Below are 14,678 nucleotides of genomic sequence, written 5' to 3'. Positions count from 1 at the left end.
GTCGACCTCCCGGTCGACCCGGGACGAGGACGAACGCATGAATCCCGCCGATGCCATGCAGGCGCTGCCGCCGCCGGACATGAGCTTGTTCAACCTGTTCTGGCACGCTCATTTCGTGGTGAAGCTGGTGATGGTGGGCCTGCTCGGCTGCTCCGTCTGGTGCTGGGCCATCATCGTCGACAAGACCCTGCTGTTCCGCCGCACCAAGACCGAGATGGATGCGTTCGAGGAGGCGTTCTGGTCCGGCCGCTCCCTGGAGGAGCTCTACCGCTCGTTCAACGACCGGCCCGCCACCAATCTCGGCGCCCTGTTCGTGGCCGCCATGCGCGAATGGAAGCGATCGTTCGAGGGCTCCGGCCGGCAGATCCAGAGCCTGTCCCAGCGCATCGACAAAGTGCTCGACGTGACGATCCAGCGCGAGGTCGAGCGCCTCGAGTCGCGCCTGCTGTTCCTCGCCTCCATCGGTTCGGCCGGCCCCTATGTCGGCCTGTTCGGCACGGTCTGGGGCATCATGACATCCTTCACCGCCATCGCGGCGTCGAAGAACACCTCCCTGGCCGTGGTCGCACCCGGCATCGCCGAGGCCCTGTTCGCCACCGCCATCGGTCTGTTCGCGGCCATCCCCGCGGTGCTCGCCTACAACAAGCTGCAGTCGAACGTGTCGAAGGCCCAGTCGCGGCTCGAGGGCTTCGCCGACGAGTTCTCCGCCATCCTCTCGCGTCAGATCGACGAGCGCCTGTCGCTCGCCGCCTGATCCCGCATTCTTAGAAGCATCGAGGCACGATCATGGGCATGGCCCACGGAGCGGCGCAGGGTGGCAGCAGGCGGCGTCGCGCGCGGCGCGGCGGTGCCATCAACGAGATCAACATGACGCCGTTCATCGACGTCGTGCTCGTGCTGCTGATCGTGTTCATGGTGGCCGCGCCGATGATGACGGTGGGCGTGCCCCTCGACCTGCCGCAATCCAAGGCGAGCCCGCTCAACTCCGATTCGACGCCGGTGACCCTGTCTATCCGCCAGACCGGCCAGGTCTTCCTCGGCGAGGCCGAGCTCACCGACGACACCATCGTGCCGAAGCTCGTGGAGACCTCCAAGTCCGGCTTCGAGGAGCGCGTCTTCGTGCGCGGCGACAAGCGGGTGGATTACGGCCGCGTGGCCCAGGTGATGGCGATCGTGACCGGAGGCGGCTTCAAGAAGGTCGCCCTCGTCACCGAGCCGGACCAGAAGTAACGGGCGCGGCGGATCGTGAAGCTTCCCTCCAAATTCCGGGAACCGGGCGTCTGGGTGTCGAGCGGCGTGCATGTCGCCGTGCTCACCGTGGCGCTGATGTCCGTCGCCGCTCCCGCCCTGCCCGACGCCCAGGAAGGCGTGCCGGTGGAGGTGATGACCGAGCAGCAATTCTCGGAACTGACCAAGGGCGAGAAGAACGCCGACAAGCCGATGCCCGACGCCAAGCCGCGCGCCGACAAGGTCGCGGAGAAGGTCGAGGAGCGCGAGCCCGAGAACGCGAAGGTCGATGCGCCCGCGCCCCCGAAACGCCCGGCCGACATGAAGGTCGCCAGCGCCGAGGAGATGCCCCTGCGCATGCCCGACCACGAATCCGAGAAGGAAGCGGCGGAGGCTGCCGCCAAGGCCGAAGCGGCGAAGCTCGCCAAGGAGGCTGCCAAAGCCGAGGCCGCCAAAGCGGCGGAAGCCAAGGCTGCGGCGGAGGCCAAGGCAGAGGCCAAGGCCGCCGCCAAGGCTGAGGCGGCCAAGGCCGAAGCAAAGGCCGAGGCGGTGAAGGCCGCCAAGGTCGAGGCCGAGAAGCGCGAGAAACTCGCCGAGCTCATCGAGCGCCAGGAGGCCGAGGCCATCGCCAAGGCGGAGGCCGCCAAGGCCGAGAAGGCCAAGGCCCTGGCGGAAGCCAAGGCCCAGGCCGAAGCCAAAGCTCTGGCCGAGGCGAAAGCGCGTGCCGATGCGAAGGCCAAGGCCGAAGCGCTCGCCAAGGCGGAGAAGGCCGAAGCCGAGGCGGAAGCCAAGGCCGAAGCGAAGGCGAAGGCCGAGGCCGAACGTCAGCAGGCCGTCGCTGAAGCCAAAGCCGCTGCGGATGCCAAGGCCCAGGCTGAGGCGAAGGCCAGGGCCGATGCCGCCGCGAAGGCCAAGGCGAAAGCCATGGCGGATGCGCGCGCCAAGGCCGATGCCGAGGCCAAGGCGAAGAAGCAGGCCGAGCTCGCCGACAAGTTCAGTTCCGGTGACATCAAGCAGCTGCTCGCCTCGCGGGCACCCTCGCAATCCACTGGCGCGACTGGCCACGAGGTCCAGCGCACGGCCTCGCTGGGAGCCGCCAGCGGTACCTCGCAGCGCCTCTCGCCCTCCATGCGCGATTCGCTGATCGGGATGCTGACCCAGCAGATCGAGCGCTGCTACTCGGCGCCCCCCGGCGCGTCGCAGGGCGTGGTGCTGCCGATGCTCGATATCCGCCTCTCGGCCAACGGTTCGCTGAGCACCGAGCCGCGGATCATGCGCGGCGGCGCCAACGCCGTGGATCGTTCCCTCGCCGAGGCCGCGCTCCGTGCGGTGAAGCGCTGTGCGCCCTACAAGATCCCGCCCCAGTTCGCGCCGTACTATGACGACTGGAAGGCGATCAACGCGGAATTCGAGTTCTCGCGGGTGTGATACAGGTCGGTGATCCTTCCTTCGGATTCGTCCAATCCCTCTCCCTCATCCTGAGGTGCCGAAGCGTGAGCGAAGGCCTCGAAGGAGGCTTCCAGGGCCCTCGTGCCGGCTGGAAGCCTCCTTCGAGGCCCGCTGACGCGGACACCTCAGGATGAGGTCGAGGATAGGAAGAACCGACGCTCCCAGAATCCCTGTTCAAGGTTTTCGGAATCTCTTCATGACCGACATTCTTCACCGGCGGCTCGCCTCGCCCCTGGCGTCGCTCCTCGCGGTGCTGGCCTTCGTGCTCGCCTTCGCCGTGCCCGCACAGGCGCAGCTGAACCTGCGGATCGGCGGCGGCTCGTTCCAGCCGATGCCCATCGCCGTGGCCGATTTCTCCGGCGATCCGAGCCTCGGCCTGCTGGTGTCGAGCGTGGTGACCAACAATCTGCGCCGGTCCGGCTATTTCGTGCCCCTGGAGAAGGGGAAGTTCCCTGAGAATCCCGGCTTCGATGCGGTGCCGGGCTTCGACAAGTGGCGTGCCGCCGGCGCCCAGGCCCTCATCACCGGCCGGGTCGGGCGTGATCCTTCGGGCAAGCTCAAGGTCGAGTTCCGGCTCTGGGACGTCACCTCCGGCCAGCAGCTCACCGGTCAGCAGTATGGCGCGGACGTCGCCAACGCGCGCCGCACCGGGCACCTCATCTCCGATGTTGTCTATACCAAGATCACCGGTCTCGGCGGCTGGTTCGACAGCCGCATCGCCTTCGTCGACGAATCGGGATCGAAGGAGAATCGCCGCAAGCGCCTGATGGTGATGGACCAGGACGGCGCCAATGTCCGTGCGCTGACCAACGGCGAATCCGCCGTGGTGGCACCGCGCTACTCGCCCTCGACTCAGGACATCGCATTCATGACCCAGGCCACCGGCCAGCAGCCGCGTGTCCAAGTGATCAACCTGGAGACCGGCGCGCGTCAGGCCATCGGCCGGATGGATTCCATGAGCACCAGCCCGCGCTTCGCGCCGGACGGTCACCACCTCGTCATGAGCGTGCAGCAGGGCGGCAACGCCGACATCGTCAAGATGGATCTCGGCTCGAAGGCGCAGACGCCGATCACCAACGGCAACGCCATCGATACCTCGCCGACCTATTCTCCCGACGGCGGCAAGATCGTGTTCGAATCCGATCGCGGCGGCTCGCAGCAGATCTATGTGATGGGAGCCGACGGCTCGAACCCGACCCGAATCTCTTTCGGCGAGGGCTCGGCCTCGCAGCCGGCCTGGTCGCCGAAGGGCGACCTCATCGCCTTCACCCGGCAGCGCAAGGGCGGCTTCGCCATCTGCGTGATGAAGCCCGACGGTTCGGGCGAGCGCGTGCTCACGGAAGGCTTCCACAACGAAGGGCCGACCTTCGCGCCCAACGGCCAGTACGTGCTGTTCTTCCGCGATCCCGGCGGCCAGGGCGGCGGCAAGCTCTACATGGTCGATATCACCGGCAAGGTGGAACAGCCCGTCCCGACGCCGTCCTACGCCTCCGACCCGACCTGGTCGCCGCTATTGGCTGGGAAGTAGGGGCTACCAATCGGGCTCGAGGCGAGACGGACCGGAACCCGTATCCCGTCCTGCCTCGGTCAGAAAAGCCGACTGTTTGCGCAGGGCGCGCGGCAGCGCGGCCAGAGCCGGATCGTCGAAGCGCAGATGCGGTAGGCGGTTCGTCACGAGGGACGCGACGAGGTGGGCCTGAGCCCGGTCGCGTTCGCGCTTAAGTGGATCACGGTCCTGGCGTCCAGCGAGCCAGAGCTTGTGCAGAGCGAAGGCGCGCGGGTCTGGGACGATCATCGTGAGCGGATATCCGCGGGCATCGATGACCGTGGCTGTCGCTTTGGGGCTGTTGACGAGCCAGGCCAGCCCCTCGATCTCGACGGCTTCCAGGTCCGTCGCCTCCGCGCCGATCCGGCTCCGTCCCCGCTTGCCCATGAGGTCTTTCGGTGCCGGCGTGATCAGGTCGACCATGTAGCCGTCGCGGTTGATGGCGCGGAAACCGCCCTGTCCCATGACTTCGAAGGAATGGTCGACCCTGCGCAGGAGCCCTGCCACGCCCGTGAGTGACACCTCCGGGGCCATCAACCGGAGGGAGCGGCGTGCGTCGAACAGCAGGTCGACATCGGCCGTTGCGAGATGTGCTCCGGCGATCTGGACGCCGGCAAAGCGCTCATAGGCGAACAGGGCATTCGTCCCCACCACCTCGATACCTGAGCCGATCAGGTTCGCCCTGCCCAAGGCACGCAGGATGCGCGCTGCGATAAGGGGCAGACGCCCGAGGTTGAGGGCTCGATTGACCGGGGCCATGGCGTCGAGACGTGCGGCAAGACCGGCCATCCTCTCCTGCAGTCTCGTGCGGCCATCATGAAACTGAAGGGCGATCGCCTCCGTCTCCGCTCCGCGCGGCCCCAGGGATTTCCATGCGTCGCGTCGCTTGCGGTAGAGATAGTCCCGTCCGCCCACCGTTTTCCACGACATCGAGCCTGAGAACCGCCGGTCCAACTCTCCCTGCGTCATCGCGTATCCGGAGAAGACCTGTTCGACATCGATAGTCTGTCGTGCCTGATCCCCGCTTAAATCTCTGAAAAACATGAGATTATCCCTCAAGCGTCCGATTTCGGTCTTCGGAGGGATAATGCGCCGATGGCGCTGGAGAAGCCATTGGTCCGACTGCGTTTATTCATTCCGCGACGAACATTCGTCCGGCATGGAATCATCGCTCACGCTCCGTTGCATCGTGTCTTTCATCACTCCGCCGGCAGCAGCCGGTCCCGCCCCTTGAGGGCCGGGAACAGGCGGCCCCACAGCACTGCCACGAGGATCGTCGCGAGCCCGCCCGCCACCACGGCCGGCACCGCGCCCACGAGGGCGGCGAGCGTGCCGGATTCGAACTCGCCGAGTTCGTTGGAGGCGCCGATGAACACCGTGTTCACCGCCGAGACCCGTCCGCGCATGGCATCGGGCGTCTCGCCCTGTACGAAGGTTTGGCGCACGTAGACGCTGATCATGTCGGCCGCCCCCGTGACGAACAGGCAGGCCATCGAGAGCGGCAGCGAGGTGGACAGGCCGAACGCCGTGATGGCGAGGCCGAAGACCGCCACTGCCTGCAGCATCCGCTGGCCGGCATGGCGTTCGAGGGGGCGATAGGCGAGGAGAATGGCGGTGACCACTGCGCCTGCCGCGGGCATGCTTCGCAGGGCGCCGAGCCCGAGGGGGCCGACATGGAGGATCTCGGCGGCGAAGATCGGCAACAGGGCGGTGGCGCCGCCCAACAGCACGGCCACGAGATCGAGGCTGATGGCGCCGAGCACCACCGGCTGCGACCGAATGTAGGACAGGCCGGCCGAGAGGGTGGCCCAGGTGACGGGCGGGCGCTCCGTCACGGCAGCGGGGCGGAAGCGGATCGCGACCACGAGGGCGCTCGCCAGGGCGAAGCTCGCCGCCGCTGCCCCGAACACGGCGGCGGGCCCCAGCATATAGAGAAATCCGCCGGCGGCCGGGCCGAGGATCGATGCGCTCTGCCAGAGCGAGGCGTTCCACGCGATGGCCGATCCGAACAGGGGGCGCGGCACCAGGGTCGGAAGAAGCGCCTGGAGCGCTGGGTTGGCGAAGGCGCGCGACGTGCCGATGACGACGACGAGGGCATAGATGGGCCAGATCGAACCGGCGCCGGACAAGGCGATGGCGACGAGACCGAGATCGGCCGCGGCCAGGGTCGCATAGGCGATCGCCGTCACCAGACGCCGGTCGTAGGTATCGGCCACGTGCCCGGTGATCAGGGCGGAGAGCATTGCCGGAAGGAAGCTCGCGAGCCCCACGAGGCCGAGGGCGAGAGCCGAGCGGGTCAGGTCGTAGACGAACCATCCCACCGCCACGGCCTGCATCTGGTAGGCAAGGCCGGTGAGGAACCGCGCGGCGCCGTAAAGACGGAAATCGCCGTTGCGGAAGACCGACCAGCGGGGCGCGGCGGGTTCTGTCATGAGGGATGGGCCAAGGGCGTGAAGGGAGAGCCGCACCGCATCGTCTCGACAAGGCCGAGGGTGCGACAGTGATGCCGCGGCTACGCCGCATGCGAAGTGCTGCCTTGTCGAATTGCTAATCTATCGGCCGAATAATTGCTGGTCGGGACGGAGCGTCATCGGGTTGTGCCAGCATGAACCAAACTAGCCTTGGGCTGAACCCGGAAGGCCAAGCTCAGCTTCCTGCTGACGTTCAAAATATCGTGGCTTCGTCTTCACGCGGCTCGATCCGTGCGTTCCAGAGGAGCGACATTCCGCAGGTCTGCCAGTTGTTCTCGCAGACATTCCGCCTGGGCAGGAGCTATCGGGCTGCCAAGCTCGCCGCCTGCCTGGAGGCGACGTATTTCGATCCTCCTGGTTATACCGAAGGCACCGGCTCCATCGTCCACCTGGACCGGAACGGGGTATTGGATGGCTTCATGGGCGTCATCGCCATGACCATGGTCGTCGGGGAGCGGACCCTGCGCGCCGGCATCCTCAGCGCCTACATGGCCGCCGATCCCGACAACAACCCCGGCATCGGCGTCAGCCTCATCCGGGGCGTCACCGCCCGCGATTTCGACCTCCTCTTCACCGACACCGCCAACCGCACGTCCCTCGATATCGCCCGTGCCACCCGCTTCGTGATCCTGCCGGCGCAGAGCCTCGAATGGGTGAAGATCCACCGGCCCGCGGGGACGGCGGCGTATTTCCTCGGCAAGCGTCTGCCCCGGCTCGCGCGTTGGATCGTTCCGATGGCCCGTGCGGCGGATAGCGTAATCCGGCGATTCCTGCCCTCCGGCTTCCCACGCCCCGACGGTATCGTCTCGCGTCCCATCGCCGCCGCCGATTTCGCGGAGGCCGCCCGTCCCTTCCTCGCTCACTACGATCTCAAGCCGGACCCGACCGAACTCGGCTGGTTCGTCGAACAGGCCGGTCTCCAGACCAAGTATGGCCCCCTCCAGATCCGCGAGGTGGTGGACCGGACCTCCCGCCGGATCGGGTTGTATCTCCTCTACGCCCGCCGGGACGGCGTCGCCTATGCGCTCCAGCTATTGGCCCTGCCCAACCGTGAGGAACTCGTCGTCGGCCGGATGTTCGCCGACGCTGCTGAATTCGGGGCCGTGGCCGTGCGCGGGGCGACCTCACCCGACCTGATGAAGGGGCTCTTCCGCCAGAAGGGGCTCTTCTATCACCACGTCATGGGAACGATCGCCTGGACGCGCGATCCGGAGGTGGCGGCGACACTTCGCGGCGGCAACGTGTTTCTCGGCGGGATCGCCGGCGAGACCTGGGCCCGGATCGTCACCGAGGATTTCTCGTAACGGGGCGGATTCCTCAGGAGGCGTATTTCACCGTGCAGCCATAGGGCTTCGCGGTCCTCACGCTCACCGGCTTGCCGGCGGCGATCTCGGTGAGGGCGAGATCCACGTAATTCTTCGCGGTCTTGAGGTCGTCGAGATTGGCGGAAGGCTTGTCGTCGATGCCGCCCTGGTAGAGCAGGGTGCCGTCACCCGAGACGATGAACATGTGAGGCGTCGTTTTGGCGTCGTAGGCGCGGCCGATCGTGCCGGCTGGGTCGAGGATCACGGCGGTAGGGGCGGCCCCCCGGGTCTGGGTCAGGCGGTTGGCGGCCTGTCCGTCCACCGCGCCCTGCTCGCCGGGGGCGGAGGAGATGACCGACAGCCAGACGATGCCGGCCTCGGTCCACTTCTTCTGCAGGGTCTGCATCGCCTGTCCGCCGTAATGCTTCATCACGAAGGGGCAATCGTGGTTGGTCCATTCGAGGACGACGGTCTTGCCCCTGTAATCCTCCAGCCGGACGGTGCGGCCATCGGCATCCGTGCCGGTGAAGAGCGGAGCGGGCTTGCCCACCTGCGGCCCCGCCGCCATCGCCTCGCCGATGGGCAAGAGTCCGACGAGCACGGCAGCGAACGCGGTTGCGAGAATCATCCGGCGGGGCAGGGCCATGGCTCTCACCTTTTCGTGGTCTCGAGGGTGGCGCGCCGGTCGGCGGCATTCGCCGGGATCTTGGATAGCTCGTCGAGGACGATGCCCGATGTCAGGATCTGCGGCAGCACGATGGGCTCGCCCGTGCCGGTATAGAGCAGGTAGAGCGGCACGCCGCTGCGGCCATGCTTCTCAAGCAGAGCGGTGATCTCTGGGTTCTGGTTGGTCCAGTCACCCTTCAGATAGGTCACGTCACGCGCCTTGAACGCGGCCTTCACGCTCTGGGTGCCGAGCGCCGTGCGTTCGTTGACCTGACAGGTGATGCACCAGGCCGCCGTCATGTTGACGAAGACCGGCTTGCCCTCGGTCATGAGGGAATCGAGGCGGGCCTGGGTGAAGGGGGCGATGCCTTCGGCCGTCGCATTCTTGCTATTCGCCGAGGCCCGGTCCTGGTCGAGGCCGAAGGTCAGCGCGAGGGTCGCCGCCAGGGCCGCGACGGAGGTGAGGCGGGCGAGCCCGGCGCCGATGCCACCCGCGTGGCGGGCCCGCTCCCAGGCCCAGGCGGCGAGGCCTACGAGGACGAGGCCGATGAGCGCGGCCAGGAGGCCGGCCGATCCGACCTGCTGCGACAGTACCCAGACGAGCCAGGCCACGGTGGCGTAGATCGGGAAGGCGAGCGCCCCCTTCAGCGTTTCCATCCAGGCCCCCGGCCGTGGCAGGCGGCGGACTGCCGCCGGCCATGTGGTGAGGACGAGGAAGGGCAAAGCGAGGCCGAGGCCGAGGCTCGCGAACACCGTGAGGCTCACCAGCGGTGCCTGCGTCAGTGCGAAGCCTACCGCCGAGCCCATGAAGGGGGCGGTGCAGGGGGTGGCAACCACCGTTGCCAGGATGCCGGTGAAGAACGACCCTTCGAGCCCCGCCCGCCGGGTCAGTCCATCGCCGAGCCCGGTTATTCCTCCGCCCAAATGGACCACGCCGGAGAGGCTGAGGCCCATGGCGAAGAGCAGGTAGGCGAGGCCCGCCACCACGAGGGGCGATTGCAGCTGGAAACCCCAGCCGATCCCGGCGCCCGCGCCCTTGAGGGCGATGAGCAGCCCCGCCAGGGAGAGAAAGGCGGCGAGGACGCCGGCGGTGTAGGCGAGGCCGTGAAGGCGCACCCGGGCGGCCGGCTCGCCCGAATGCTTGACGAGGCTCAGCACCTTGATCGACAGCACGGGAAAGACGCAGGGCATCAGGTTGAGGAGGAGCCCGCCGAGGAAGGCGAGGCCGGCCGCACTCCACAGGGTCAGGCTCTCCTCCGACGAAGTGTTTCGCGATGCGGAGTCCGATGCCGTGGGAATCACCCCGGTGGGTGCGGCGGCCGGCGCGTCGCCGATGGCATAGGAGCGCTGGACCGTACCATCGGCGGTCTGCTCGTCGAAGGTGAGGACGCCGGGAAGCTCCGTGGGGGCGGGCTCGCCGGGTGTCGCCCGCGCAAGGCTCAGACGGAACCCCTTGTCGTCGATGGTCAGGGTCTGTGGAGCGGCGTTCTCGATCGCCGTCTCGGAATAGGGGAAGAAGGCCGGTTGGCGGATCGCGTCGGGTTTCAGGCCGGGCGCGTCGGCGGTGAGGACCAGCCTGTCGCCCTCGCTCGTGAGTGTCACCGGCCAGGGCGAGGGAACGGGGAGGGCCGCGCGGGCATCCTCGAACAGCAGGATATTGGTAGCCGAGCTTCCCACGCTGGTGCCCGGAGCGGCCACCGGCACGCTGAGCTTCAGATCGGCGGAACCCGGAATGCATTCGCGCTCGCAGACGAGGTAGGTGAGCTTGGCCGTCAGTGTCACGGGCTTGCCGGGCGGAAGCACCGCCGGGGGGGTCACCTCGGCCAGCAGCACTGTCTCACCCTCGAAACCGAAATTCACCAGATGCGCCACCGGGATCCGGCTCGGCGTCGGCCACTGGATCGCGCCCGCCGTGAAGCCCTGGGGAAGCGACCACGCCACCTCCGGCGACAGGCCGGAATCGCCCGGATTGCGCCAGTACACATGCCAAAGCGGGCGCATCACCATGCGGATACCGATGGTGAAGGGTTCCCCGGCCCGGATCGCCCCCGGCTCGGCCACGAGGTTCGCCTTGACGAGATCGGCCGGCGGCTTGAGCCCCTGCGCCGAGGCCCCCGTGGCACCGATCAGCGCGAGAAGCAGGAGGGCGAGGGGCCGGATCATCGAAACCTTGAGGCGGAGGAGCGGGGCACCGGACATGGCACCCTGACGCCTAGATATGGCCGTTTGGTGCCGCGGTAAAACCGTCGGCACCCGATTGCCCTCGACGGAATCGCCGCGTTGCAGTGCCTCACGCGAGTCGGCGAGGCTCACAGGAAGCGCCGGGGGTCGAAGGGCGCGAGGGGTATTTCCGGTATCGCGCCGCCAACGAGCTGGGCGACGAGGCGTCCGGTTCGCGCCGAACCGACGAGGCCCACATGGCCATGGCCGAAGGCGTAGACGACATCCATGGTCTTGCGCGCCGGGCCGATGCAGGGCCGCCCATCCGGCATGCTCGGGCGGTGACCGAGCCAGACTTTCAGGCGATCGGCCGGTATCGGGTTCGGTAATCCGGGAAACATCGAAATGAGGTGGTCGCGCAGGATCTCGGCACGCTTCCAGTTGGGAGCCGCCGCCAGCCCCGCGAACTCCACCTGACCGGCCGCACGCAGGCCGCCATTCATGAAGTTGACGATCATCTTGGCGTCCGAGGCCATGACCGGCGTGCGCGGCCCCGCCTCGGCGCCCTCCACCATGACGTGGTAGCCGCGCTCGCTCTCCAGAGGCAACGGATCGCCGAGGGAGGCGGCGAGGGGCTTCGACCGGGCGCCGGCAGCGACGACGGAGCGGTCGCAGGGGATCTCGCCGTGTTCCGTCGTCACGGCGGCGAGGCGTCCGCCTTCCAGTCGGAATCCCGTCGCACGGGTGGCGACCAGGGTGGCGCCGCGCGCCTGTGCCAGTTCGGACAGGGCGGCGACGTAGCCGCCGGGATCGCGGCAATGGCCGGCCTCCTCGACCACGAGGCCGAACGTGTAGCGCCTATGCAAGGAGGGTTCCCTCTGCCGCAACTCGTCGGCCGAGAGTTCGAGCCACGTGACGCCGACCTTGCGCCTGATTGCCCAGGACCGCGCCTCGCGCTCGAAGGCCGCCCGGTCGGGATAGACGTGCAGCACGCCGCGCCGCTCGACGAGCTGCGGGACACCCGCCTCCTCGGCGAGCGTCGCGTGGAGCTTCGGCGCATCGAGGAGGAGTGTCCGCATGGCGCGGGCGGTGCGCTCGATCCGGGCCGTGGTGGCGGCGGCGAGCAGAAACCGCGTGAGCCAGGGCATGACCTTGGGCAGGTAAGCCCAGCGGATCGAGAGCGGACCGAGCGGATCGAGGAGGAAGGAGGGCACCCGCTTCCACATGCCGGGCTCCGCCGGCGGGATGACCGAATGCGACGAGAGCCAGCCGGCATTGCCATAGCTCGACGCCTGCTCGCCACCGGGAGAGCCGGGATCGACCACGGTGACCCGGTGGCCCGCCCGCAGGCATTCGATGGCGCTCACCGTCCCGACCGCGCCGGAGCCGATGACGACCACGTGGAGGTCCGTCTGGGCGGTCATGTCGTGTGTTCCTGTGTGGGCATCCTCTCCACCTTCGGCATGACACGGCCGCTGCGGCACCCATCTCGGATCGATCCGAAGTCGATCGTAAGGCCTTGCCAACCATCCCCATCATGCTCTCGATGTGGACGGGGACCGCGAGGTCGCAATGGAGAAACCAAAACTGCCAGTTTCTGACTTACCCGCGACTTTTCACGAATGCGAACATCGCGATGATGAGGGGCCAAAGGCTAAAGCCGAAGGCGGCGAGGACGCCGAATCGGACAGGCGCGGAAGATAGCGGAGCGAGGCGGAAGCTGATCGCCCGCGTCGCCAGACCCGTATAGAGGCCGATGACTCCGACCATCAGGATCGCGAAACCTAACGGCCCACCTGCGCCATTGCTGCTGTGGAGGCTATTCACGGCAAACGACGTGACGAGCAGGCCCGCGAATGCCGCCAACCCGATGTGCCTCCATCGGCGCAGCAAGAGAGCGAGGACGAAGGGGCCTCCGTAAAGTGCGACAAGGGGGCCATAAAAGTCCTTCATCTCAAGGGGCCTTTGGCTTGGCTCTCCTGAAGGATCACGCGTCTGCGTCCTTCATCCGACGCAAAGGCCGCGTCGCCGCTTCGAGCCACACCCGCGTCTCCCCGTCGAGATCGGCGCTCAGGGCCTCCCGCACCCGCGCGTGATACGCATCGATCCAGGCGATCTCGGCCTCGTCCAGTAGCGAGAGGTCGATGAGGCTGGCATCGTAGGGGGCGAGAGTCAGGGTCTCGAAGCCGAGCATCGGCCGGTCCCCGCCGGGGATCGCGCGCTCCTCCACGAGGACGAGGTTCTCGATGCGGATGCCGTAGGCGCCGGCCCGGTAATAGCCCGGCTCGTTGGAAAGGATCATACCGGGCGAGAGGGCGGTGGTGCCGGTCTTGGCGATGCGCTGCGGGCCTTCATGGACGGAGAGGAATGCGCCGACACCGTGGCCGGTGCCGTGATCGAAATCGAGCCCCGCCCCCCAGAGCGGCGCGCGGGCGAAGGAATCGATCTGCGCGCCGGTGGTCCCCTTCGGGAATATGGCCCGCGCGATGGCGACATGGCCCTTGAGCACGCGCGTGAAGCGGTCGCGCATCTCCTCCGTCGGCGTGCCGATCGCGATGGTGCGCGTGATGTCGGTGGTCCCGTCCGCATATTGCGCGCCCGAATCGACGAGGAAGAGTTCGCCCTCGCCGACCGTCCGGTCTGTGTCGCGGGTGACGCGGTAATGCACGATGGCGCCGTTGGGGCCGCTGCCCGAGATGGTCGGGAAGGAGATGTCCCGCAAAAGGCCGGTTTCGCCGCGAAGATCCTCCAGCGCGTCCACGGCGGCGATCTCGGTGAGGAGGCCGCCCGGCGCCTGCCGCGAGAGCCAGGCGAGAAAGCGGGTGACTGCGATCCCGTCGCGATGATGGGCCGCGCGCGATCCGGCGATCTCGCCCGCATTCTTCACCGCCTTCATCAGCGTGATCGGATCCGGGCCGGGATCGACCCGGCCCCCGGCCTGTTCCACCAGTGTCGCCAGGGCCGACGCGCCGGTGGCGGAATCGAGCCTGATCCTGGACGCTCCGGCAGCGAGAGCGGCGAGGGCGGCGTCGAAATCCGCCCGCCCGGCGATGTCCGCGGAGGGCGAAAGCGCCTCCCGCAAGGCGGGATCGATGGCCGACGAGGTGAGATACAGAGCGGCACGCCCGGTCCGGGGGACGACGGCATAGCCCAGCGCCAGGGGCGTATGCGCCACGTCGCTGCCGCGCAGGTTGAACGCCCAGGCGAGATTATGCGGATCGGAGATCACCAGGGCGTCGCAGCCGCCGCGCCCGAGCGCCTCGCGGATGCGGCGGAGCTTGGCCTCGACGGAGTCTCCGGCGAGTTCGAGGGGATGCGCCACCACCGCGCCTGCGGGGGCGGCGGGCCTGTCGGCCCAGACCGCATCGACGGGGTTCTCCGCAACCGGTGAGATGCTGGCCCCGGCCTTGGCCGCCGCCTTCTCCAATTTGGCGACGCCCTCGGCGGTGTGGAGCCAGGGATCGTAGCCGAGCACGGCGCCCTGCCTCAGGTGCTCGCCGATCCAGGCCTCGACACTGGTCTCTGCGAGCTGAACCGGGGTGAGGATCGTGGTGTCCACCTGTGCCGGAGCCTGGAGCGTGTAGCGCCCGTCCACCACCAGGGCCGCTTCGTCGGCGAGAATCACGGCGGTGCCGGCCGAGCCGGTGAAGCCTGTGAGCCAGGCGAGGCGCTCGGCATTCGCGGGCACGTATTCCGACTGATGCTCGTCGGCGCGGGGCACCACGAACCCGTCGATCCCCGCCCGCCGCATTGCCTCCCTCAGGGCGGCGATGCGCGTCGCGCCCTCCCGGTGGCTCGGATCGTCGAAGGTCTGGAAGCGGGCGCGGCTCATGGGATCGAGAGTTACGCGCCGCC

12 protein-coding genes are annotated in these 14,678 nt (G+C 67.9%); 5 read left to right on the top strand and 7 right to left on the bottom strand.

Annotated features, from left to right (window positions below; genetic code table 11):
• Window positions 1-37 precede the first annotated feature (37 nt).
• The 4 genes from tolQ (at window position 38) to tolB (ending at window position 4,204) form a co-directional block, all read left to right on the top strand.
• Window positions 38-754 carry a protein TolQ gene (gene tolQ / locus ASF08_RS16715; protein WP_018041984.1) on the top strand — a complete coding sequence of 239 codons (717 nt, stop codon included), beginning with the start codon at window positions 38-40 and terminating at the stop codon, window positions 752-754.
• A gap of 32 nt (window positions 755-786) precedes the next feature.
• Window positions 787-1,230 (top strand): ExbD/TolR family protein, encoded by a 444-nt coding sequence (locus tag ASF08_RS16710; protein WP_026175616.1) that lies wholly within the window; start codon window positions 787-789, stop codon window positions 1,228-1,230.
• A 15-nt stretch (window positions 1,231-1,245) separates the two neighbouring features.
• On the top strand, window positions 1,246-2,655 hold the full coding sequence (gene tolA / locus ASF08_RS16705) for a cell envelope integrity protein TolA (RefSeq protein WP_018041986.1): 1,410 nt from the start codon (window positions 1,246-1,248) through the stop codon (window positions 2,653-2,655).
• A gap of 217 nt (window positions 2,656-2,872) precedes the next feature.
• Window positions 2,873-4,204, top strand: a complete 1,332-nt coding sequence (gene tolB, locus ASF08_RS16700; RefSeq protein WP_056147372.1) for a Tol-Pal system beta propeller repeat protein TolB — start codon at window positions 2,873-2,875, stop codon at window positions 4,202-4,204.
• Window positions 4,205-4,207: 3 nt separating this feature from the next.
• Here the strand turns inward: tolB and ASF08_RS16695 are convergent, their stop codons facing one another.
• Both ASF08_RS16695 and ASF08_RS16690 read right to left on the bottom strand, forming a co-directional pair.
• Window positions 4,208-5,011, bottom strand: a complete 804-nt coding sequence (locus ASF08_RS16695) for a nucleotidyltransferase family protein (RefSeq protein WP_082473263.1) — start codon at window positions 5,009-5,011, stop codon at window positions 4,208-4,210.
• A 410-nt stretch (window positions 5,012-5,421) separates the two neighbouring features.
• Entirely contained in the window at window positions 5,422-6,654 is a 1,233-nt protein-coding gene (locus ASF08_RS16690) for an MFS transporter (protein ID WP_056147893.1), read from the bottom strand.
• 242 nt (window positions 6,655-6,896) lie between these two features.
• On the opposite strand from ASF08_RS16690, the gene ASF08_RS16685 reads away from it, so the two are divergent.
• Window positions 6,897-7,997, top strand: a complete 1,101-nt coding sequence (locus ASF08_RS16685; RefSeq protein WP_056147365.1) for a hypothetical protein — start codon at window positions 6,897-6,899, stop codon at window positions 7,995-7,997.
• Window positions 7,998-8,010: 13 nt separating this feature from the next.
• On the opposite strand, the gene ASF08_RS16680 is transcribed toward ASF08_RS16685, so the two are convergent.
• From ASF08_RS16680 to ASF08_RS16660, 5 genes are all read right to left on the bottom strand, one after another.
• Window positions 8,011-8,643 (bottom strand): redoxin domain-containing protein, encoded by a 633-nt coding sequence (locus ASF08_RS16680; protein WP_056147362.1) that lies wholly within the window; start codon window positions 8,641-8,643, stop codon window positions 8,011-8,013.
• 5 nt (window positions 8,644-8,648) lie between these two features.
• Entirely contained in the window at window positions 8,649-10,826 is a 2,178-nt protein-coding gene (locus ASF08_RS16675; protein ID WP_056147890.1) for a protein-disulfide reductase DsbD family protein, read from the bottom strand.
• 146 nt (window positions 10,827-10,972) lie between these two features.
• Entirely contained in the window at window positions 10,973-12,247 is a 1,275-nt protein-coding gene (locus ASF08_RS16670) for an NAD(P)/FAD-dependent oxidoreductase (protein ID WP_056147359.1), read from the bottom strand.
• Window positions 12,248-12,425: 178 nt separating this feature from the next.
• Window positions 12,426-12,689 carry a hypothetical protein gene (locus ASF08_RS16665; RefSeq protein WP_156629627.1) on the bottom strand — a complete coding sequence of 88 codons (264 nt, stop codon included), beginning with the start codon at window positions 12,687-12,689 and terminating at the stop codon, window positions 12,426-12,428.
• A 121-nt stretch (window positions 12,690-12,810) separates the two neighbouring features.
• The gene (locus ASF08_RS16660) at window positions 12,811-14,655 is read right to left on the bottom strand and encodes an aminopeptidase P family protein (protein ID WP_056147354.1); all 1,845 of its coding nucleotides are present in this window, start codon (window positions 14,653-14,655) and stop codon (window positions 12,811-12,813) included.
• Window positions 14,656-14,678 lie beyond the last annotated feature (23 nt).

This window comes from Methylobacterium sp. Leaf85, from assembly GCF_001422125.1.
Classification (GTDB): domain Bacteria; phylum Pseudomonadota; class Alphaproteobacteria; order Rhizobiales; family Beijerinckiaceae; genus Methylobacterium; species Methylobacterium bullatum.
The sequence above is the reverse complement of the archived record's forward strand: the minus strand, read 5'-3'. Positions and strand labels throughout refer to the sequence as shown.